This is a genomic window from Pseudomonas sp. NPDC088890 (assembly GCF_044900155.1).
Classification (GTDB): Bacteria; Pseudomonadota; Gammaproteobacteria; order Pseudomonadales; family Pseudomonadaceae; genus Aquipseudomonas; species Aquipseudomonas urmiensis.
Window position 1 is genome coordinate 20,926 of the sequence record NZ_JBJDNG010000003.1, and the last position, 19,975, is coordinate 40,900.

Here is a 19,975-nt window from a genome sequence, read left to right on the forward strand (position 1 = left end):
TAGCCGATACAAGGAATTCGGTGTGGACGAGTACCAGCAGACTATCCGTGCGTTGTCCGACCGTATTGTCGCCGCGCAAACCCCGATTCGCGTGCTCGATGCCGTGAAGTGGGATGACAGCATCCGCCAGGGCTTTCTCAAGACCAAAGGCAAGGAGCCGCCGGCGGTGGACCGAGCCTATTACCAGTCGCGGCCGCTGTCGTTCGATTCTGCTGCATTGAAAGCAGAGTTCCAGAACATCGAGCGGGATATCACCCGCCAGCTCGGCCAGTTCAACCCGGTCGGGCAGATCATGCGGCGCATGTGCAAGGAGTACCGCATGGTCGTGCGCATGCTCGAAGCGCGCGGCACCGAAGACTTCGGCTTGATCTCCCAGGAGCTGTATGGCGCCGCTTCCGATGCCTTCCATGCCGGCGACCCGACCCTGGCTGACCTGGGCCTGATGCTCTCGGACTACCTGAACAACATCGATGGCCGGGGCGATCTGAAGGACGAACCGAAGAACCTGACTGCCAAGGAGGCGGTGGACATTCTCCAGCGCCGCCTGAACAAGGTGTTCGGTGAGGCTGAAAGCACCATTCGTGTGTTCGAGTCCGACGGCATCGTCGCTGACGCCGCGGCCGGTGCCGACTACATCAAGGTGCGCGCCGACGCCATGTTCAACAGCCGCGACGTGCGCGCGCTGGAGGTCCACGAGGGGCTGGTGCATGTCGGCACCACGCTCAATGGCTTGAACCAGCCGATTTGCACCTTCCTGGCCAAGGGCCCGCCCTCGTCGACGGTGACCCAGGAAGGCCTGGCGATCCTCATGGAGGTGATTGCCTTTGCCTCCTATCCCAGCCGCCTGCGCAAGTTGACCAACCGCACCCGCGCCATCCACATGGTCGAGGAGGGCGCAGACTTCATGCAGGTCTATGAGTTCTTCCGCGGCCAGGGCTTCGAGATCGGCCAGAGCTACAGCAATGCCAGCCGGGTATTTCGCGGCTCGGTGCCCAATGGCCTGCCATTCACCAAGGACTTGTCCTACCTCAAGGGTTTCATCATGGTTTACAACTACATTCAGTTGGCCGTGAAGAAGGGCAAGCTCGAGCAGATTCCGTTGCTGTTCTGCGGCAAGACCACCTTGGAAGACATGCGCACCCTGCGCCAACTGGTCGAGGAAGGCCTGGTCGAGCCGCCCAAGTACCTGCCTGAGCAGTTCCGCGACCTCAACGCGCTGTCGGCCTGGATGTGCTTCTCCAACTTCCTCAACCACCTGAGCCTGGATCGCATTGAAGCCGACTACGCGAACATTCTCTGAGGCCAGGCGCGGCCTGCTCCTCGGCTGGCTGCTGTTGGCCCTGAGCGGTTGCAGCAGCCTGCTGTTCTATCCAGAGCCCGGCCAGCCGTTCACCCCTGAGCGGGCCAAGTTGGCCTATCGCGACGTGACGCTTACCACTGCCGATGGCGTGCGCCTGCATGGCTGGTGGTTGCCGGCCAAGGCGGGGGTCGAGGTCAAGGGAACGGTACTGCACCTGCACGGCAATGGCGGCAACCTGCCCGGGCATTTAGGTGGCAGCTACTGGCTGCCGGAGCAGGGTTATCAGGTGCTGATGATCGATTACCGCGGCTATGGACTGTCCCAGGGCACGCCGAGCCTGCCCGACGTCTACCAGGACATTGCGGCGGCCATGGCCTGGTTGGATCAGGCCCCTGAAGTGCGTGGCAAGCCGCTGGTGCTGCTGGGACAGAGCCTGGGCGGCGCCATGGCCATTCATTACCTGGCCGCGCATCCCGAGCAGCAACAGCGCTTCAGCGCCTTGGTGTTCGATGGGGTACCGGCCAGCTACCGCGCGGTCGGCCGCTTCGCCTTGAGCACCTCATGGCTGACCTGGCCGTTACAGGTGCCGCTGTCCTGGCTGGTACCGGACGGTGACAGTGCGATTCGCTCCATCGAGCACGTGCGTAGCCCGCCGAAACTGTTCTTCCACAGCATCGATGACAACCTGGTGCCGATGGACAACGGCATCCGCCTGTATCAGCACGCTCCGCCGCCGCGGGTGCTGCAATTGACCCGAGGCGGCCATGTGCAGACCTTCGCCGACCCGACCTGGCGCCAGGTAATGCTGCGCTTCATGGACGACCCCAGCCATTTCAACGGCCTGCGCCGCTTGGCCGAAGTGCCCAACTACCCTGACGAGAAGAACCAGCAATGAGTGAAGAACGCAACGCCATCCCGCTGATCCTGACCGGTGTCGGCAGCATCATCGTGACGGTTGGGGCTCTGTGGTATTACGGCTACCTGCATTTCGCCAAGCCTGAGGATGCCCTGCTGTTGCAGGACTACACCATGCTCAAGACCGTGCCCGGCGAGGATTACAAGGTGTCGTTGGACGCAGCGCCGCAGGTGGCGCAATGCGTGGATGGTGTACTGGTGTTGTTCGATACCCAGCAAAAAGGCCTGACTGGCGTGCTGGTGGACAACCGCAAGCGCGCGGTGCGCTGCATGGGCGAAGAGACGCCGCAGCAGGTTCAGTGATTGGTGAGTCGCTTGGGCATGTCCAAGTGGATGCCTAAACTCTCAGCGCCCACCCCAAAAAGCGACATTAAAGCCTAAAGCTACCCACTGAAGATTTTGGGGCCGCTTTGCAGCCCTTCGCGGGCAAGCCCGCTCCCACAGGGATAGCGCCGCTCTAACGGTCGGCGCCGTACCTGTAGGAGCGGGCTTGCCCGCGAAGGGCCGCAAAGCGGCCCAAAACATCAGTGAACAGCTTTACGCCGTGGTTTTCGTTCGTGCACCAAGCCTTACTGCGCTTGGCTCACGGTACGCGGTGCCACTGGCTGGTTGTCGTTGGAGATGGTCACCTCCACCCGACGGTTCTGCGCGCGGCCCGAGTTGCTGGAGTTTTCCGCTACCGGGTACTCCTTGCCATACCCTTGGGCAACGATGCGCGCTGGGTCGACGCCAGCACGTACCAGGGCCATGCGTACGGCAGCGGCGCGGCGCTCGGACAGGGTCTGGTTGTAGTTGGCCGAACCGACGCTGTCGGTGTAGCCCTCGACGATCACCTTGCGCTCAGGGTTCTCCTGAAGGAACTGGGCCAGCTTGGTCACGTTGGGCAGGGCGCTGCTCTTGAGTTCGGCTTTGTTGAAGTCGAACAGCACGTCGCCGAAGGTCACCAGGGTGCCGCGGTCGGTCTGCTTGGCGTTGAGGCTGTCCTGCAGCTTTTTGATCTGTGCATCGCGGGCATCCAGGCGAGCCTGGGCGCGCTGGGCAGAAGCGTTTTTCAGCTCGCCTTCGGCGGCACGCAGGGCAATCGTCTGCTTGGCAACTTCAACCCGTTGGTTGGTCAGGTAGGCCAGTTGGTCGACCTTCTTGTCGTTCTCGCGGTCCAGGTAGGCTTTGTCGGCTTTGTTCAGCCAATCCTGGGCGTCCTTGGTTTCCAGCGCGGCCAGTTTGCTCGACTGCGGGTCGCTTTGCAGCGCCGAGAAGTTGGTGCGGGCCGATTCCAGGTTAGGGTTTGGGTCATGCGAGCAGGCGGCAAGGCCAACGCTCAGGGCCAGCAGGGCGGGGATCATGACGTAGTTGCGCATAATGTTCATCCTTTGATCAGTTACGAAGGCTCAGGGAACGCTGGGCAGGCTCATTCGGCGCTGCGCAGACCTTCCTCACGCAAGTCCTGGACGCCCTGGCGGGAGTCCTGCACGGCCTTCTGGGCCTTGGCCGCTTGCGCCTTACGCTCAGCGACACGCGCGTCCCACTCGGCCTGTTCGGCGAGCAGCTTGGCTTCGTCGTACTTCTTGTCGTGCATGGCGATTTCGGCTTGCTTGAACTTGTCCTGCGCGGCCTTCATTTCCACGGCTGCGAACTCGGTGCCACCGGCACTGACAGCGGAGTTCACCGCCGATTGAGTCACGGCATATTGCTCACTTGGCGGCTTGCCCGCGCAACCGGCCAGTACCAGGCTGCTGCCCAGGGCCAGCGCGGCCAGCTTGAGCCCGCGCAAGTGAGTGGATGAGGTTGGCGAAGTGCGGGTCTTCATGTTGGTCAGCTCCATTGGATCACTCCTGATAACAATGTCCGTAGCAGTCCATCGCCTATTCCCTGACAGTGCGCGCATTTCAGCTGAACTGTGCACAGCCAACTGTGTGCAGGGTTTTAGCGTGATGGCTATTTGGTCGGACCGGAGCGTTTTTCCAATAGTTCAGAAAAAAATACCTAGGCTTGGCAAGTATTTTTCTGACTGATCAGTCAGCGGGCTGGGCGGGGGGGGGTGGTCACGAATGGCGGGCAAGCTTGCGCCCGCACGGCAGCGCACAGCCGTGTGGTGCGCAAGCAAAGCGTCAGTTGCCGGGCTCTTCAGCGGTGTTGCTCAGCTCATGCAAGTGGCGCCGTGACAGGGCTAGGAAGCGCGGGGTAGGGCCGATGTCTTCGTACAGCGGATCGCCTTCTTCATCGGTGGCAATCACCTGCCGGCCTTGGACATAGGGGAAGCTGGCTTCCAGCTCTTCAAGGGCGCAGGCGACCAGTTCGCCGAGCAGTTCTTCGGCGGTGCGCTTGGGGTACATGTCGATCAGCGCGGCCAGGCGCGCTTCGGACTCAAGGTCCAGATGCAACACATGGCTGGTGGGGCTCAAGCTGCCGGTGGCGTTCTGTTCCCAGTGCTGGGCGAGTTCGCGGATTTTCATGGTGACCTCGTGTGGACGTCGTTTTCAGGGCGGCTGCGGCTTATCGCCAGCGAGCCAGCTCCTACAAGGTCTGCGCTGTGTGTAGGAGCTGGCTTGCCGGCGATGGGCTGCGCAACAGCCCCCTACGATGGTGAAGCCTCAAAAGGGGCAGTGAGTGGACTGCCCTGCATTCACTTTAGTTGCTAACCCCGCCGCAGGCTTGCCTTGAGCGGGTCGCTATGGGCACTCTTGGCTACATGCAGTTTCCTGAGCGGAGCGCGGAGCAGCCGCGCCACAGAGAGGGCCTGATGACCGATATCGATGTTCGCTTGCGTGAAGATGTCCATCTGTTGGGGGAGTTGCTTGGCGAAACCATTCGCCAGCAGCACGGCGATGCGTTTGTGCAGAAGATCGAGGACATCCGCCACAGCGCCAAGGCTGATAGGCGTGGCGGCGCCGAGCAGTTGAGCTCGACCCTGGACGATTTGGCCGACGAAGAGCTGCTGCCGGTGGCGCGCGCCTTCAACCAGTTCCTCAACCTGGCCAACATCGCCGAGCAGTATCAGCTGATCCACCGCCGCGAAGCCGGTCAGCCAGAGCCTTTCGAGGCGCGGGTGCTGCCCGAGTTGCTGGCGCGCCTCAAGCAAGCAGGACACAGCAATGACGCCCTGGCCCGCCAGCTGGCCAAGCTGGACATCCAGTTGGTGCTCACCGCTCATCCCACCGAAGTTGCCCGGCGGACCCTGATCCAGAAATACGATGCCATCGCCGCTCAGTTGGCTGCGCAGGATCACCGCGACTTGACCCCTGCCGAGCGCCAGCAGATTCGCGAGCGCCTGCGCCGCTTGATCGCCGAAGCTTGGCACACCGAAGAAATCCGTCGCACTCGACCCACCCCAGTGGACGAGGCCAAGTGGGGTTTTGCAGTGATCGAGCACTCGCTGTGGCAGGCGATCCCCAGCCACTTGCGCAAGGTCGACAAGGCGCTGTTCGAGGCCACCGGCCTGCGCCTGCCGCTGGAGGCGGCGCCGATTCGTTTTGCCTCGTGGATGGGCGGCGATCGCGACGGCAACCCCAACGTCACCGCTTGCGTGACCCGCGAAGTGTTGTTGCTGGCGCGCTGGATGGCCGCCGATTTGTTCCTGCGCGATATCGATTACCTGGCCGCAGAGTTGTCGATGCAGCAAGCCAGCGGCGCATTGCGCGAGCGGGTCGGTGACAGCGCCGAGCCGTATCGCAGCCTGCTCAAGCAACTGCGTGATCGCCTGCGTGCAACGCGCGCCTGGGCGCATGCATCCCTGACCAGCAGCCAGCCGGCCAGTGCCGAGGTGCTGGTCGATACACGTGAGCTGATCGAGCCACTGCAGCTGTGCTACCACTCGCTGCATGAGTGCGGCATGGGCGTGATCGCCGATGGTCCGCTGCTTGACTGCCTGCGTCGGGCAGTGACGTTTGGCCTGTTCCTGGTGCGCCTGGATGTGCGCCAGGATGCTGCCCGTCATCGTGATGCCCTGTCGGAAATCACCGACTACCTAGGTCTTGGCCGCTACGCCGACTGGAACGAAGAGCAGCGTATCGAGTTTCTCCAGGCCGAGCTGAACAACCGTCGGCCGTTGTTGCCTGCTCACTTCAAGCCTCAGGCAGACACTGCCGAGGTGCTCAACACCTGCCGGGAAATCGCCGCGGCGCCTGCCGCCTCACTCGGCTCTTACGTCATCTCCATGGCGGGCGCGGCGTCGGATGTACTGGCGGTGCAGTTGCTGCTCAAAGAAGCCGGGCTGACCCGGCCGATGCGCGTGGTGCCGCTGTTCGAGACCCTGGCCGACCTCGATAACGCGGGGCCGGTGATGCAGCGCCTGCTCGGTTTGCCGGGTTACCGCGCCGGTCTGCGTGGGCCCCAGGAGGTGATGATCGGTTACTCCGATTCGGCCAAGGACGCTGGCACCACGGCGGCGGCCTGGGCCCAGTACCGCGCTCAGGAGAACCTGGTGCGCATCTGTCGCGAGCACCAGGTCGAGCTGCTGTTGTTCCATGGCCGCGGTGGCACCGTTGGCCGTGGCGGCGGCCCGGCGCACGCGGCCATCTTGTCGCAACCCCCGGGCTCGGTGGCGGGCCGTTTCCGTACGACCGAACAGGGCGAGATGATTCGCTTCAAGTTCGGCCTGCCGGGCATCGCCGAACAAAACCTCAACCTTTATCTAGCGGCTGTGCTCGAAGCGACCCTGTTACCGCCGCCGCTGCCGGAACCTGCCTGGCGCGAGGTGATGGACCAGCTTGCCGCCGATGGGGTCAAGGCCTACCGCGACGTGGTGCGGGAGAATCCCGACTTCGTCGAGTACTTCCGCCAGTCGACCCCTGAACAGGAGCTGGGCCGCCTGCCATTGGGCAGTCGCCCGGCCAAACGCCGCGCCGGAGGCATTGAAAGCCTGCGGGCCATTCCGTGGATCTTCGGCTGGACGCAAACCCGGCTGATGCTGCCAGCCTGGCTAGGCTGGGAAACCGCGCTGAGCAATGCCTTGGCCCGTGGCCAGGGCGAACTGTTGGCGCAGATGCGTGAGCAGTGGCCGTTCTTCCGCACCCGGATCGACATGCTGGAAATGGTCCTGGCCAAGGCCGATGCACAAATCGCCGAGGCCTACGACCAACGTCTAGTGCAACCCGACTTGCTCCCGTTGGGGGCGCAGCTGCGCGACCTATTGTCGCAGTCATGCCAGGTGGTGCTGAGTCTGACCGGGCAGCCGGTGCTACTGGCGCACAGCCCTGAGACGCTGGAATTCATCAGCCTGCGCAACACCTACCTGGACCCGCTGCATCGGCTCCAGGCCGAGCTGCTGGCGCGCTCGCGCAGCCGCCAAGCCGCTCTGGACAGCCCGTTAGAGCAGGCCTTGCTGGTCACTGTGGCAGGGATTGCCGCCGGCCTGCGCAACACCGGTTAAGCGGCGCCTGGCCAGCCGCGAGTCTGGCCCAGTGCCGGGGCAGGGCCGGGGCGAGAAGGGAGGTTGCGCTGGGCGCAACCCCTGCGGCGGCAGGTCGCAAGTGGCGCTTTGCTGCAACTTTGGGACGCTTGTCTGGTCGCCGGGTGCTGTGTATCTTGAGCAGCCTTTTGACCGATTTTCTGGTCGATACCCGATTTTCCGGAATTGGCCCTGACGCCGAATCCATTGATTTGCATAAAAAAATATGAGGAGCACAAGATGCGCGTAATTCTGCTGGGAGCTCCCGGGGCCGGTAAAGGTACTCAGGCAAAGTTCATCACCGAGAAGTTCGGCATTCCACAGATCTCCACCGGTGACATGCTGCGTGCTGCCGTCAAAGCCGGCACCCCACTGGGTCTGGAACTGAAAAAAGTCATGGACGCCGGTCAGTTGGTCTCCGACGACCTGATCATCAGTCTGGTCAAGGAGCGTATCGCCCAGCCTGATTGCGCCAAGGGCTGCCTGTTCGACGGCTTCCCACGGACCATCCCTCAGGCTGAAGCCATGGTTGCCGCCGGTGTCGATATCGATGCTGTAGTCGAGATCGCCGTGGACGACGAAGAAATCGTTGGCCGTATGGCCGGTCGCCGCGTGCACCTGGCCTCGGGCCGCACCTACCACATTCAGTACAACCCGCCGAAAGTGGAAGGCAAGGACGATGTCACGGGTGAAGAACTGATCCAGCGTGATGACGACAAGGAAGAAACCGTGCGCCATCGCCTGTCGGTCTACCACAGCCAGACCAAGCCGCTGGTGGACTTCTACCAGAAGCTGTCGGCCGCCAACGCTGGCAAGCCGAAGTACAGCCACATCGAAGGTGTCGGCTCGGTTGAAGCGATCACCGCCAAGGTCCTGGCAGCCTTGAGCTGATCCACGCCTATGCACGACAACGGCCCGCTTGCGGGCCGTTGTCGTTTATACTGGCGCTCTTTTCTCTTTGCCCCTGGAAACCCGTTCGATGACCACCCTGCTGGCCCTGGATACCGCCACCGAAGCCTGTTCCGTTGCGCTGCTGCATGACGGCAAGGTGACCAGCCACCATGAGGTGATCCCCCGCCAACACGCGCAGAAGCTGCTGCCGATGATCAAACAGATCCTGGCGGAATCTGGCGTGGCGCTGAGTGATCTGGATGCCATCGCCTTTGGTCGTGGCCCAGGTGCGTTCACCGGGGTGCGCATCGCCATTGGTGTGGTGCAGGGCCTGGCCTTCGCCTTGGAGCGCCCGGTGCTGCCGGTATCGAACCTGGCCGCCTTGGCGCAACGGGCCTTGCGCGAGCGTGGCACGCAGCACGTTGCGGCGGCCATCGATGCGCGGATGGATGAGGTCTACTGGGGCTGCTACCAGGCCTGCGAGGGTGAGATGCGCCTGCTCGGCCGCGAAGCCGTCTTGCCGCCAGAGCGAGTGGCCTTGCCTGAGGCAGGCGGTGATTGGTTCGGTGCGGGGACTGGCTGGGGTTACGCGCCGCGCCTGGCTGCGCAGGTGAGCGACAGTGATGCCAGCCTGCTGCCCACCGCCTTGGATATCCTCAGCTTGGCCGGCTACGCTTGGGCACGCGGTGAGGCGATTGCCGCCGACCAGGCTCAGCCCGTCTATTTGCGCGATAACGTGGCCACGCCCAAGGCGCCTCGTTAACCGCAGTTCGTCGGCTATTTACATTCGCGCTAAACCTTTCGTGGGAACTGTGGTCCAGTTATCACAACGGCATTAGCGATGGATCTCTGATGCTGCTAAATTGCCATCATTGATCCTGAGTGTTCATTCCATGCGTATCGACGGCTTCTCTTCTCAGTCCTACCCGATCAAGCGCGCACCGCGCAAGGCGCAGGTGCGTGATGAGTCTGTCGAAGATGCCGAGCTGATCGAAGACAGCGAAGTCCCACAAGAGGCCAGGACCCGCCGTGGTGGCGCTGGTCTGCCAGCCCGTCAGCAGGATCTGATCTTCCCGCGTGCGCGCGATCGACGCACCGCGACCGCTTTGGCCAGCTACCTGGCCACTGCCGGCTTCACCGATTGGGATATGGAAGTGCTGGGGCTGGATCTGTACATTTGATGGATGAATCCATCGCCTCTGCCTTATTTTCTCGGTTGTCCGTCCTGGAGCGAAAACGCCTGGCGCGATTACCTGTATCCCGCCGACGCCCGCGCCACTGAGTTTCTAGGCCTGTATAGCCAGGTATTCAACGCGGTCGAGGGCAATACCACCTTTTATGCCCGTCCAGCGCCTTCCACGGTAGAGCGCTGGGCTCAGGTCATGCCAGCGCACTTTCGCTTTACCGCCAAATTTCCGCGAGATGTCAGCCATGCCGGTGACCTGCGTGAGCAGCTGCAATCGGCGATCGACTTCACTCGCCTGCTAGCACCCCTTGGTCCACGGGTTTCGCCCTATTGGCTGCAACTGCCAGCGGTGTTCAGCCCGGCGCGGCTGGGTGAGCTTGCGCACTTCCTTGAACACATTGGCGTACCGGTGGCGGTCGAGGTGCGTAATCCGCGGTTCTTTGCCCGTGGCGATGAAGAGCGGGCGCTGAACCGCCTGCTGCATGGACGCGGGGTGGAGCGCATCTGCCTGGATCCGCGGGCCCTGTTCAGCTGTAACTCGCGCGAGCCGGCAGTGCTGCATGCCCAGTCGAAGAAACCTAATGTGCCAGCGCGACCTGCGGCCTTCAGTCAGCACCCACAGGTGCGCTTCATTGGCCATCCGCAGCTTGAGGCGAATGAGCACTTCCTCACGCCGTGGGTGGGCAAGGTCGCTGAGTGGATCGAACAGGGGCGTAGCCCGTACATCTTCCTGCATACCTCGGATAACCGCCTGGCAGCGGCCTTGGCCCAGCGTTTTCATCAACGGCTGAGCGGGCGCTTGCCGGGCCTTGCGCCTTTAGCTGAATTGCCACGTGCCCCTGAGGTCGAACAACTAGGGCTACTCTGACCACTTCTCAACCTGCCGGAGCTGTAACCATGGATGTGCAAACCCTGCGAGCGGAGGCCTTCAAGGCGCTGCATGAGCGTGATGGCGCCTTTGTCATTGCCAACCCCTGGGATGCTGGCTCGGCTCGGCTGCTGGCCAGTCTGGGCTTCGAGGCGCTGGCCACGACCAGTGCGGGGTTGGCCTTCAGCCTGGGGCGGCCGGATGCCGAGGCTGAGCTGAGCCTGGACGAAACCCTGGCCAATGCCCGCTCGATTGTCGATGCCACGCCATTGCCGGTGGCTGCGGACTTGGAGAATGGTTTCGGCGACCTGCCAGACGATTGCGCCCAGACCATTCTGCGCGCCGCTGAGGTGGGCTTGGTCGGCGGTTCGATCGAGGACGCCAGCGGTCGCCGCGAAGCGCCCATTTATGACCTCGGCCTGGCCGTGGAACGCGTGCGTGCAGCGGTACAGGCGGCGCGTAGCCTGCCATTTGCGTTCACCCTGTGTGCCCGCGCCGAGAACCTGCTGCATGGGCGCATGGACCTGGATGACACCATCCTGCGCCTGCAGGCGTATGCCGAAGCCGGCGCTGATGTGCTGTATGCCCCAGGGCTGCGCAGTGTCGATGAGGTGCGTGCGGTGGTCCAGGCGCTGGCACCGAAACCTGTGAATGTATTGATGGGCTTGGCGGGCGTGCCGCTGAGCGTCAACCAACTGCAAGACCTGGGGGTGCGACGTATCAGCGTCGGCTCATCGCTGGCCCGGGCGGCACTCGGCGCGTTGCAGCGGGCGGCGCTGGAGATTCGCGAGCAGGGCACCTTCAGCTACGCCGAGCAGGCGCTGCCGTTTGCCCAGCTCAACGATTTGTTCCGACGCTGAGCCCAGATGCGCTGGCTTGGCTGGCTGCTGTTGGTGCTGCTGCTCGCAGCGGGCCAGGCCTGGTACCTGGGCTGGCGTCCACCCGCGCAGTGGAATCCGTGGGCGGCGCTGGATGTGCGGCAGCCGCCGAACTTGCTCACACCTTATAAGCTGTCGCGTCTGCGCAAGGACCCGGCCTTGTGCCAGCAGGCGCTGCAAACCTCGGTCTTGCGCTACCGAGCCCAGGCCGACAGCGCAGCGACGGCGCAATGTCCGCTGCAGAACGTGTGGCGAGTAGAGGCTGGTGAGGCGCGGCTGAGCAGTAGTTTTCTCGCCACCTGCCCGCTGGCGGTGGCCTATGCCCTGTTCGAGGCGCATGGCTTGCAACCGGCGGCGCAGCGGGTATTTGGCCAGCCGGTGGTGGAGGTTGAGCACCTTGGCAGCTTTGCCTGTCGCAACGTCTACAACCGCAAGCAAGGTCGGCTGAGCCAGCATGCCACGGCCAATGCCTTGGACATCAGCGCCTTTCGGCTCAAGGACGGTCAGCGCATCGTGTTGGCGCAGCACTGGCAGGGCGGGGGGCAGAACGCGCAGTTTCTCAGGCAAGTGCGGCAAGCGGCCTGCGAGAGTTTCAATACGGTATTAGGGCCTGACTACAACGCGGCGCACCACAACCACTTTCATCTCGACATGGGGCTCTGGCAGATCTGCCGCTGAGCTCAAGCGTGGGCGCGGACGTTGTTCAGCACGACAGGGCGTGCCCAGTGAATGTCGAACTCCAGCGCATTCTGCTGCTGGGCCAGGGTCGGCTCATCGAACGGTTCTGGCGCCGGGTCCAGCAGGTCCATTTCAAATTCGGCGATCGGTAGGTGCAGTGGGCGCGGCGAAGGCGCGGCACCAGGTTCAGGTTGCGCATGGCCCTGGCTCATGACCACCGGACGCAGCCAGCTGTTGCTCAGATCGAGATCGCGTTGTTGCTCGATCAACTCGGCGGCGCTGAACGGTTCGGGGGCAGGCTCGAGCAGGTTGGCTTCAAGTTCGGCCTTGGGCAGGAACAGCGGCTCGGGAGGCTTGACCTCGGTGTCTTGCACGCTGCAAGCACGTTGGGCATCGATCAACGCCAGGGCACGGGCGCCCCCGATCGGTTCTCCGCTTTCGTTGTCGTACTGCACCAGCGCTTGGCTGACGGCGTCGGCCTCTTGCCCTTGCTGGTCGGCCAACGCCTGGGCGAAGAAATCCTGCCACAGGTGGCTGACGCCGCCGAGGGCCTGGGTATTCTGTCGACCGTAGTTGCCGACAGGCGACAGGTAGGTCAAGCCGATGGGAAGGGTATCTGACATGGCAGTCGCGCGTGTTGTGCTCTGGCAGAATAGCGGATACTGCGTGTATCGGCCGTGGCCGGCGTTTCATTAATTATTTTGGATGCGGGATCGGATGGTAGAGCAAGAGCAGGGCACAGGCATCAGGGTCGAGGCGCTGGCGCCCGAGTACCAGGCGCAGGCGGCCGTATGGGCTGAGCGGCTGGGGTTGCCATTGGCTGACGAGGCGGCGGAGTTTGCCGTGCAGGTAGGTGTGGACGGCTTGCAGATCCAGCAGTTGGGGCCGCAGGCACCGGGTCCGGTGCGCGTCGACTTCGTCGAGGGCCAGGCGGCGCATCGGCGCTTGTTCGGGGGTGGCAATGGGCAGATGATCGCCAAGGCGGTCGGTATCGCTCAGGGCGTGCGGCCGCAGGTGCTGGATGCAACTGCCGGGCTGGGGAAAGATGCTTTCGTGCTAGCCAGCCTTGGCTGCCAGATGACCTTGATCGAGCGCCAGCCGCTGATTGCCGCGTTACTCGAAGATGGCCTGGCGCGCGGCCGTGGGGATGTCGAGGTCGGGCCAATCGTTGAGCGGATGCGTTTGCTGGTGGGCAACGCCATCGAGCGCATGCGCACCTGGCAGGGCGAGGCGCCACAGGTGATCTACCTGGATCCGATGTTCCCGCACCGCGACAAGAGTGCCTTGGTGAAGAAGGAAATGCGCGTGTTCCGGCCGTTGGTCGGTGACGACCTGGATGCGCCGGCGTTGCTCGAGGCAGCCTTGGCGTTGGCTTCGCACCGGGTCGTGGTCAAGCGGCCGCGTAAGGCGCCGATTATCGACGGGCCCAAGCCCAGTCATAGTCTTGAGGGCAAATCGAGTCGCTATGACATCTATCCGAAGAAGGCCTTGAAGGCTTAGCGCAGCGTTTGCAGATTCCGGCACCGGGGCTGCTTTGCAGCCCTTAGCGGCGGTTTCCCAGCCACGTTCAGGCGGCGGATGCCAACTGAGCCATGCGTTGCAGTACTGCATGCAGGCCGTTGCTGCGCGAGGGCGACAGTTGGCGCTCAAGGCCAAGCTCGGTGAACCACGCTCCCAGCTCAAGCTGCGACAGCTCGGCGCTATCGAGCCCCTGGACCCGGACCAACAGCAAGGCCAGCAGCCCCCTCAGCAAGCGTGCATCGCTAGCGGCCTTGAATTGCCATTGTCCGCCTTGCTGGTTGGCGACCAGCCACACCAGGCTCTCACAGCCATGGACACGGTTGTCCTCGGTCTTTTCGCGCTCGTTGAGCGGCGCCAGTCGGTCGCCCCATTGCATCAGCAGGCGCGCTCGTTGTTCCCACCCCCGAGCCTGCTGGAATGCCTGCAGCGCTTGGCTGGCCTCGCTCGACAGGCTCATCGTAACAACTCCAGGCCCTGATCCAGCGCGTCGAAGAAGCGCTGCAAGTCGTCACTGTCGTTGTACAGGCCCAGCGATACCCGAATTGCCCCTTCCAGCCCCAGCCCCTTGAGCAGCGGCATCGCGCAATGATGCCCGGCGCGTACGGCAATGCCCTGCTCGGTCAGCAGGTGAGCGATATCGGCGTTGTGCACACCGTCGACGACGAAGCTCACCAGGGCGCTTTGCGGCATGCCGAGGATACGCACGCCGTCACGATCGGCCAGGCCGCGCAGCAAGTGCTGATGCAGGCTGGTTTCATGGGCCTGGACGGCGTGTGGGTCGAGGCTGGCCAGGTAGTCGAGGGTCGCACCCAGGCCAATGACCCCGGCAATGGGCGGCGTTCCCGCCTCGAAGCCCAGCGGCGCAGGGCGAAAACTGGCGCCGTGATAGTCGGCCAGTTGCACCATCTCGCCGCCAAACTGCCAATGAAGCAGCTGTTCCAAGGCCTGCGGGCGCCCATACAGGACGCCTACGCCTTCAGGTCCGTACAGTTTGTGGCTGGAGAACACGTAGAAGTCGCATTCGAGCTGCTGCACATCGTGGCGGCCATGCACCACGCCTTGCGCGCCGTCGACCACGGTCAATGCGCCTTGGGCGCGGGCGTGGGCGAGCAGGGCGGGCAGTGCTTGCCAGGTGCCGAGCACGTTGGACAGTTGACTGACTGCCAGCAGGCGGGTGCGCGGGCCAATCAGTTGCAGCGCCTGATTGAGGTCGATGTGCCCCTGCTCATCCAGCGGCAGGATGACCAGGCGCAAATTGCGCCGCCGCGCCAATTGCTGCCACGGCAGCAGGTTGGCGTGGTGCTCCAGGGCACTGATGGCGATCTCGTCGCCTTCGTTGAAGCCATGTTCCAGGCCATAGGCCAGCAGGTTCAGCGCGGAAGTGGCGCCATGGGTGAAGATGATCTGCCGCGAATCGGCGGCATTGAGCCAGGCGGCGACCTTGTCGCGGCTGGTCTCGAAGGCTTGGGTGGCCAGCGCACCGGGCAGGTGCTGGGCACGATGAACGTTGGCCGCGCCATGGCCGTAGTAATGGCTCAGGGCATCGAGCAGGGCCTGGGGCTTTTGCGTGGTGGCGGCGCTGTCCAGATAGGTCTGGTGCTGGCGTTCTAGAGCGGCGATGGCGGGAAAGTCGGCACGCCACGGGGAGGGCTGAAACATGATCGAGGGACCTGGAAATAAAAACGGGCCTGGCGCTAACGCCAGACCCGATCTTATCACTTCAAACCCCGCGAGGTTCTCAGTTGTGCGCGTGCAGCGCCTCGTTCAGCTCGATGGCCGACTTGTGGGTCTTGCACTCCACTGCGCCGTTCAGCGAGTTGCGTCGGAACAGCAGGTCAGTCTGGCCGGCCAGCTCGCGGGCCTTGACCACTTTGACCAGTTGGTTGTTCTCGTCGAGCAGGTTCACCTTGGTGCCAGCAGTGATGTACAGGCCAGCTTCAACGGTGTTGCGATCGCCCAGCGGAATGCCGATACCCGCGTTGGCGCCGATCAGGCAGCCTTCGCCGACCTTGATCACGATGTTGCCACCACCGGAGAGGGTGCCCATGGTCGAGCAACCGCCGCCCAGGTCCGAGCCCTTGCCGACGAATACGCCAGCGGACACGCGGCCTTCGATCATGCCTGGGCCTTCGGTGCCGGCGTTAAAGTTGACGAAGCCTTCGTGCATGATGGTGGTGCCTTCGCCGATGTAGGCGCCCAGGCGCACGCGGGCGGTATCGGCGATACGTACGCCGGCCGGGACCACGTAGTCGGTCATTTTCGGGAACTTGTCGACCGAGAACACTTCCAGCAGCTCGCCCTTCAGGCGTGCTTCGAGTTGCAGTTCGGCAAGCTCGGCCAAGTCGACGGCGCCCTGGTTGGTCCAGGCAACGTTTGGCAGCAGCGGGAACACGCCAGCCAGGCTCAGGCCGTGCGGCTTGACCAGGCGGTGCGAGAGCAGGTGCAGCTTGAGATAGGCCTCTGGGGTCGAAGTCAGCGCGCTGTCTTCGGCCAGCAAGGTCGCGACCAGCGGCTTGTGGCTTTCAGCCAGGCGGGTCAGCAGGGCGTATTGGGTGGCATCGACGGCCTTGAGCGCATCGGCCAGCTGGCCAGCCTGGGCGTTGCTGAAGGCGATGGCTTGGTTGCCGCCTTCATAGCCGAGAATCGGCGCGACCGCAGCGACCAGCTCGGCACTCGGGTTGATCAGTGGTTGCGCGTAGAAGACTTCCAGCCAGGTGCCCTGGCGGTTCTGGGTGCCGACACCGAAGGCCAGGCTGAACAGAGTAGTGGACATGCGATTACCTCTTGCGAAATAGGGTGGAAGCGGAGCGGACTCAGGCCAGCGCTGCGGCGTACAGGTCAGGCTTGAAGCCGACCAGGGTACGCTCGCCGAGGTCAAGCACCGGGCGCTTGATCATCGACGGCTGGGCCAGCATCAATTCGACGGCCTTGGCCTGATCGAGGTTGGCTTTGCTGGCATCGTCGAGCTTGCGGAAGGTGGTGCCGGCACGGTTGAGGATGACTTCCCAGCCGTGCTCGTCGCACCAGCGATTCAGGCTGTCGCGGTCGATGCCTTGAGTCTTGTAGTCGTGAAATTGATAGCCGATGGCTTTTTCTTCGAGCCAGGTACGGGCTTTTTTCATGGTGTCGCAGGCTTTGATGCCGTAGAGAGTGTAAGCCATTGAATGCCTGGGGCGCCTTGGGGTAGGCGTCCCGATACTCCGTGAAGAAAAGGTGAGGGCGATTATGCGACATCGACGAGCCTGGCGCCACGGCTGGCTGCCGAGCGCGCAAGGGCGAAGCGTGTCACCTGATGTCGGGTAGCATTGTGTTACATATTCTCCGCTCGCCTGCGACTATGGTGCAGCGGTGCATTATTGCTGCACGCCGCTAACATATTGTTTCAATGGCGATGTTTTGCCCCGCCAGGGTTTTTCGAATTACACAGGAAGCTTGCTGATGCAGTCAGCCTATACCGTCCTCATCCTGCTGACGCTGGTAAGCGTGTCAAAACTGGTGGGGCGGATGATCCCGCTACCTCTGCCGCTGGTGCAGATCGCGGCCGGGGCACTGCTGGCCTGGCCGAGCCTGGGCCTGCATGTGGCGCTGGAGCCGGAGTTGTTCCTGTTCCTGTTCTTGCCGCCGTTGCTGTTCGCCGATGGCTGGCGCATCCCCAAGCGTGAGCTGTGGCGTATACGTGGCCCGGTGGTTGCGTTAGCGGTGGGGTTGGTGTTGTTCACGGTGGTCGGGGCCGGCTACTTCATCCACTGGTTGCTGCCGAGCATCCCGCTACCAGTGGCCTTCGCCTTGGCTGCCGTGTTGTCGCCTACCGATGCCGTGGCAGTCTCGGCGATTACCCAGGACCGTTTGCCTACGCCGTTGATGCACATGCTTCAGGGTGAGGCGCTGATGAACGATGCCACGGGCCTGGTGACCTTCAAGTTCGCCCTGGTGGCGGCGATTACCGGTGCCTTCTCGTTGGCCGAGGCCAGTTTCACATTCGTGCTGGTGGCGCTGGGAGGCCTGGCGGTGGGGGTTGCGCTGAGCTGGCTGATCGGTCGCCTGCGTGCCTGGATGATCGCCCGTGGCTGGGATGACCCTGCCACCCACGTGGTGTTCATGCTTTTGCTGCCTTTCGCTGCCTATGTACTGGCCGAGCGCCTCGGTGTTTCGGGCATTCTTTCGGCGGTGGCGGCGGGGATGATGCAAAGCTGGCTCGATCTGCTGCCACGCCAGACCAGCACACGTCTGCTCAACCGTAGCGTCTGGTCGCTGCTGGAGTTCGCCTTCAATGGGCTGATCTTCCTGCTGCTGGGCCTGCAGTTGCCGGACATCATCAAGGCTGTGGTCAGTCATGAGGCGACCATCTGGCCGACCCTGGCCTATCGCTGCCTGGACGTACTGGCGATTTTCGCCGCGCTGATCCTGTTGCGCTTCATCTGGGTACAGAGCATCTGGCGGGCGATTGGCGTGGTGCGCCGCTGGCGCGGCAAGCCCGAGCTGGTACTGATGCCCACCGCCCGTTCGTGTTGGCTGCTGACGCTCGGTGGCGTGCGCGGCGCGGTGACCTTGGCGGGCGTGATGTCGGTACCGCTGCTGATGGGGGCAGGCCAGGCGTTTCCTGAGCGAGACCTGCTCATCTTCATCGCGGCGGGGGTAATCCTGCTGTCGTTGATCGGCGCCTGTATTGCGTTGCCGATCCTGTTGCGCGGTGTGACCAAAAGCCCGGACGAGCGTTTGCAGCAAGAAGTACAAGAAGCCTGGCGGCGCACGGCCGAGGCAGCCATTCATGCCTTGGAAGCAGAGGAGGTGATCGACGCCAATGCGCCGCAGGACGCCGCGCAGGCGACTTTGGCTACCGAGCTCAAGGCACGTTTGATGGCTGAGTATCGGGATGAGCTGGACAGTTACAACGACACTGCCGAAGCGCGCACCCTGGCTGAGCAGATGGACCTGCTGGAGCGTCGCCTGCGGGTGAAAGCACTGCGGGCGCAGCGTCTGGAATTGTACAACCTGCACCGTCAGCATCTGGTAGGCGATGAGGTGGTGCGCCAGGTGCTGGGTGAGCTGGATATGAGTGAGGCGAACTTGGGGCAGGTCAAATAAGACGAAGGGGGCCGCAAAGCGGCCCCTGATCGTCAATTTGCCAGCTTGCTCGCTGCTGGAATCAGCGGTTGCTCAGGAAGTCCCGAATCCGTTCAGCCGCCTCGATGCACTCAGCCAACGGCGCAACCAGCGCCATGCGCACCCGGCCTGCTCCTGGGTTGACCCCATCCACCTCTCGCGACAGGTAGGAGCCCGGCACCACGGTCACGTGCTGTGCTTGGAACAGGTCGCGGGTGAATTCTGCATCGCAGCCCGGCACCTTGGCCCACAGGTAGAAGCTGCCGTCCGGACGCTGAACATCCATTACCGGTTGAAGGATATCCAGCACCGCATCGTACTTGGCCCGGTATTGGTCGCGGTTGGCGCGTACGTGGGCTTCATCCTGCCAGGCGGCGACGCTGGCCAGCTGGGTTTGCACTGGCATGGCGCAGCCGTGGTAGGTGCGGTACAGCAGGAATGGCTTGATGATCTCGGCGTCACCGGCGACGAAGCCCGAGCGCAGGCCTGGCAGGTTGGAGCGCTTGGACAGGCTGTGGAACACCACGCAGCGTTTGAAATCGCTACGACCAAGCTCGGCGCAGGCGCTCAGCAGGCCTGGTGGTGGCGCGTCTTCGTCGAAGTACAGCTCGCTGTAGCACTCGTCGGCGGCAATCACGAAGTCGTGCTCATCGGCCAGGGCGATCAGCTTTTTCAGGGTGTCCATCGGCACCAGGGCGCCAGTGGGGTTGCCTGGGGAGCACAGGAACAGGATCTGGCAGCGCTGCCACACCTCTGCCGGCACTGCGTCGAAGTCCGGATTGAAGCCGTTGTCTTCCAGGCACGGCAGGTAGTGCGGGGTGGCACCGGCAAGCAGGGCTGCGCCTTCGTAGATCTGGTAGAACGGATTGGGGCTGATCACCAGGCCGTCATCGGCGCGGTTGACCACTGCCTGGGTGAAGGCGAACAGCGCCTCCCGGGTGCCGTTGACCGGCAGGATATGGCGGTCGGCATCCAGCCAGCCGGTTGGCACGCCGAAGCGCTGTTCGCACCACTGGCCAATCGCCTGGCGCAGCGCCGGCAGGCCGAGGGTGCTGGGGTACACCGCCAGCTTGTCGAGGTTGTCGGCCAGGGCCTTGGCGACGAACGCCGGCGATTCGTGCTTCGGCTCGCCGATCGACAGGGCGATGGCACGTTTGTCCGCCGCCGGCTGCACGCTGCCCAGCAGGGCGCGGAGTTTCTCGAACGGGTAGGGCTGAAGCTGGGTCAAGGCATGGTTCATCGGCGCAAG

The 19,975-nt window shown here is 63.4% G+C and carries 21 protein-coding genes; 12 read left to right on the forward strand and 9 right to left on the reverse strand.

What is annotated here, in order from left to right; translation table 11 throughout:
• The first annotated feature begins 22 nt into the window (after positions 1 to 22).
• Genes ACI2JX_RS07780 through ACI2JX_RS07790 form a run of 3 tightly spaced genes read left to right on the forward strand, consistent with a single transcriptional unit; the run spans position 23 to position 2,518 of the window.
• Entirely contained in the window at positions 23 to 1,300 is a 1,278-nt protein-coding gene (locus tag ACI2JX_RS07780; RefSeq protein WP_186555460.1) for a flavohemoglobin expression-modulating QEGLA motif protein, read from the forward strand.
• Complete coding sequence (locus ACI2JX_RS07785) at positions 1,272 to 2,195, forward strand: alpha/beta hydrolase (protein WP_404689829.1); 924 nt, start codon at positions 1,272 to 1,274, stop codon at positions 2,193 to 2,195. Before ACI2JX_RS07780 ends, ACI2JX_RS07785 begins: the two co-directional genes overlap by 29 nt.
• Entirely contained in the window at positions 2,192 to 2,518 is a 327-nt protein-coding gene (locus ACI2JX_RS07790) for a hypothetical protein (protein WP_186555458.1), read from the forward strand. The genes ACI2JX_RS07785 and ACI2JX_RS07790 overlap by 4 nt, the downstream gene beginning before the upstream one ends.
• Before the next feature lie 266 nt (positions 2,519 to 2,784).
• On the opposite strand, the gene ACI2JX_RS07795 is transcribed toward ACI2JX_RS07790, so the two are convergent.
• From ACI2JX_RS07795 to ACI2JX_RS07805, 3 genes are all read right to left on the reverse strand, one after another.
• Positions 2,785 to 3,573 (reverse strand): OmpA family protein, encoded by a 789-nt coding sequence (locus ACI2JX_RS07795; protein ID WP_264236081.1) that lies wholly within the window; start codon positions 3,571 to 3,573, stop codon positions 2,785 to 2,787.
• 50 nt (positions 3,574 to 3,623) lie between these two features.
• On the reverse strand, positions 3,624 to 4,037 hold the full coding sequence (locus tag ACI2JX_RS07800) for a DUF4398 domain-containing protein (RefSeq protein WP_186555456.1): 414 nt from the start codon (positions 4,035 to 4,037) through the stop codon (positions 3,624 to 3,626).
• Positions 4,038 to 4,323: 286 nt separating this feature from the next.
• Positions 4,324 to 4,668 carry a pilin assembly protein gene (locus ACI2JX_RS07805; RefSeq protein WP_404689830.1) on the reverse strand — a complete coding sequence of 115 codons (345 nt, stop codon included), beginning with the start codon at positions 4,666 to 4,668 and terminating at the stop codon, positions 4,324 to 4,326.
• A gap of 287 nt (positions 4,669 to 4,955) precedes the next feature.
• On the opposite strand from ACI2JX_RS07805, the gene ppc reads away from it, so the two are divergent.
• The 7 genes from ppc (at position 4,956) to ACI2JX_RS07840 (ending at position 12,102) form a co-directional block, all read left to right on the forward strand.
• The gene (ppc, locus tag ACI2JX_RS07810) at positions 4,956 to 7,583 is read left to right on the forward strand and encodes a phosphoenolpyruvate carboxylase (protein ID WP_404689831.1); all 2,628 of its coding nucleotides are present in this window, start codon (positions 4,956 to 4,958) and stop codon (positions 7,581 to 7,583) included.
• Positions 7,584 to 7,841: 258 nt separating this feature from the next.
• Positions 7,842 to 8,492, forward strand: coding sequence for an adenylate kinase (gene adk / locus ACI2JX_RS07815; RefSeq protein WP_186555453.1), 651 nt, complete (start codon positions 7,842 to 7,844; stop codon positions 8,490 to 8,492).
• 88 nt (positions 8,493 to 8,580) lie between these two features.
• Complete coding sequence (gene tsaB / locus ACI2JX_RS07820; RefSeq protein ID WP_264236084.1) at positions 8,581 to 9,255, forward strand: tRNA (adenosine(37)-N6)-threonylcarbamoyltransferase complex dimerization subunit type 1 TsaB; 675 nt, start codon at positions 8,581 to 8,583, stop codon at positions 9,253 to 9,255.
• A 130-nt stretch (positions 9,256 to 9,385) separates the two neighbouring features.
• A complete protein-coding gene (locus ACI2JX_RS07825; RefSeq protein ID WP_186555451.1) occupies positions 9,386 to 9,673 on the forward strand; it encodes a hypothetical protein in 288 nt (95 codons plus the stop codon).
• A gap of 3 nt (positions 9,674 to 9,676) precedes the next feature.
• Positions 9,677 to 10,546 carry a DUF72 domain-containing protein gene (locus ACI2JX_RS07830; RefSeq protein ID WP_404689832.1) on the forward strand — a complete coding sequence of 290 codons (870 nt, stop codon included), beginning with the start codon at positions 9,677 to 9,679 and terminating at the stop codon, positions 10,544 to 10,546.
• 29 nt (positions 10,547 to 10,575) lie between these two features.
• Complete coding sequence (locus ACI2JX_RS07835) at positions 10,576 to 11,406, forward strand: oxaloacetate decarboxylase (RefSeq protein ID WP_368971478.1); 831 nt, start codon at positions 10,576 to 10,578, stop codon at positions 11,404 to 11,406.
• Between the two features lie 6 nt (positions 11,407 to 11,412).
• On the forward strand, positions 11,413 to 12,102 hold the full coding sequence (locus ACI2JX_RS07840; protein ID WP_404689833.1) for an extensin family protein: 690 nt from the start codon (positions 11,413 to 11,415) through the stop codon (positions 12,100 to 12,102).
• A 2-nt stretch (positions 12,103 to 12,104) separates the two neighbouring features.
• Here the strand turns inward: ACI2JX_RS07840 and ACI2JX_RS07845 are convergent, their stop codons facing one another.
• On the reverse strand, positions 12,105 to 12,725 hold the full coding sequence (locus ACI2JX_RS07845; RefSeq protein ID WP_264236089.1) for an energy transducer TonB: 621 nt from the start codon (positions 12,723 to 12,725) through the stop codon (positions 12,105 to 12,107).
• Between the two features lie 94 nt (positions 12,726 to 12,819).
• Between ACI2JX_RS07845 and ACI2JX_RS07850 the strand changes: the two genes are divergently transcribed.
• A complete protein-coding gene (locus ACI2JX_RS07850) occupies positions 12,820 to 13,602 on the forward strand; it encodes a class I SAM-dependent methyltransferase (protein ID WP_264236090.1) in 783 nt (260 codons plus the stop codon).
• A 67-nt stretch (positions 13,603 to 13,669) separates the two neighbouring features.
• Here the strand turns inward: ACI2JX_RS07850 and ACI2JX_RS07855 are convergent, their stop codons facing one another.
• From ACI2JX_RS07855 to ACI2JX_RS07870, 4 genes are all read right to left on the reverse strand, one after another.
• A complete protein-coding gene (locus ACI2JX_RS07855) occupies positions 13,670 to 14,080 on the reverse strand; it encodes a SufE family protein (RefSeq protein WP_264236091.1) in 411 nt (136 codons plus the stop codon).
• Positions 14,077 to 15,282 carry a cysteine desulfurase gene (locus tag ACI2JX_RS07860; protein ID WP_186555444.1) on the reverse strand — a complete coding sequence of 402 codons (1,206 nt, stop codon included), beginning with the start codon at positions 15,280 to 15,282 and terminating at the stop codon, positions 14,077 to 14,079. Before ACI2JX_RS07860 ends, ACI2JX_RS07855 begins: the two co-directional genes overlap by 4 nt.
• 79 nt (positions 15,283 to 15,361) lie before the next feature.
• Positions 15,362 to 16,396: a 2,3,4,5-tetrahydropyridine-2,6-dicarboxylate N-succinyltransferase gene (gene dapD, locus ACI2JX_RS07865; RefSeq protein ID WP_264236092.1), complete on the reverse strand. Its 1,035-nt coding sequence runs from the start codon at positions 16,394 to 16,396 to the stop codon at positions 15,362 to 15,364.
• Positions 16,397 to 16,436: 40 nt separating this feature from the next.
• A complete protein-coding gene (locus tag ACI2JX_RS07870) occupies positions 16,437 to 16,784 on the reverse strand; it encodes an ArsC family reductase (protein WP_186555442.1) in 348 nt (115 codons plus the stop codon).
• A 277-nt stretch (positions 16,785 to 17,061) separates the two neighbouring features.
• On the opposite strand from ACI2JX_RS07870, the gene ACI2JX_RS07875 reads away from it, so the two are divergent.
• Positions 17,062 to 18,708, forward strand: coding sequence for a Na+/H+ antiporter (locus ACI2JX_RS07875; RefSeq protein WP_404689834.1), 1,647 nt, complete (start codon positions 17,062 to 17,064; stop codon positions 18,706 to 18,708).
• Between the two features lie 61 nt (positions 18,709 to 18,769).
• Here the strand turns inward: ACI2JX_RS07875 and dapC are convergent, their stop codons facing one another.
• Positions 18,770 to 19,966, reverse strand: a complete 1,197-nt coding sequence (gene dapC / locus ACI2JX_RS07880) for a succinyldiaminopimelate transaminase (protein WP_404689835.1) — start codon at positions 19,964 to 19,966, stop codon at positions 18,770 to 18,772.
• Between the last annotated feature and the right edge of the window lie 9 nt (positions 19,967 to 19,975).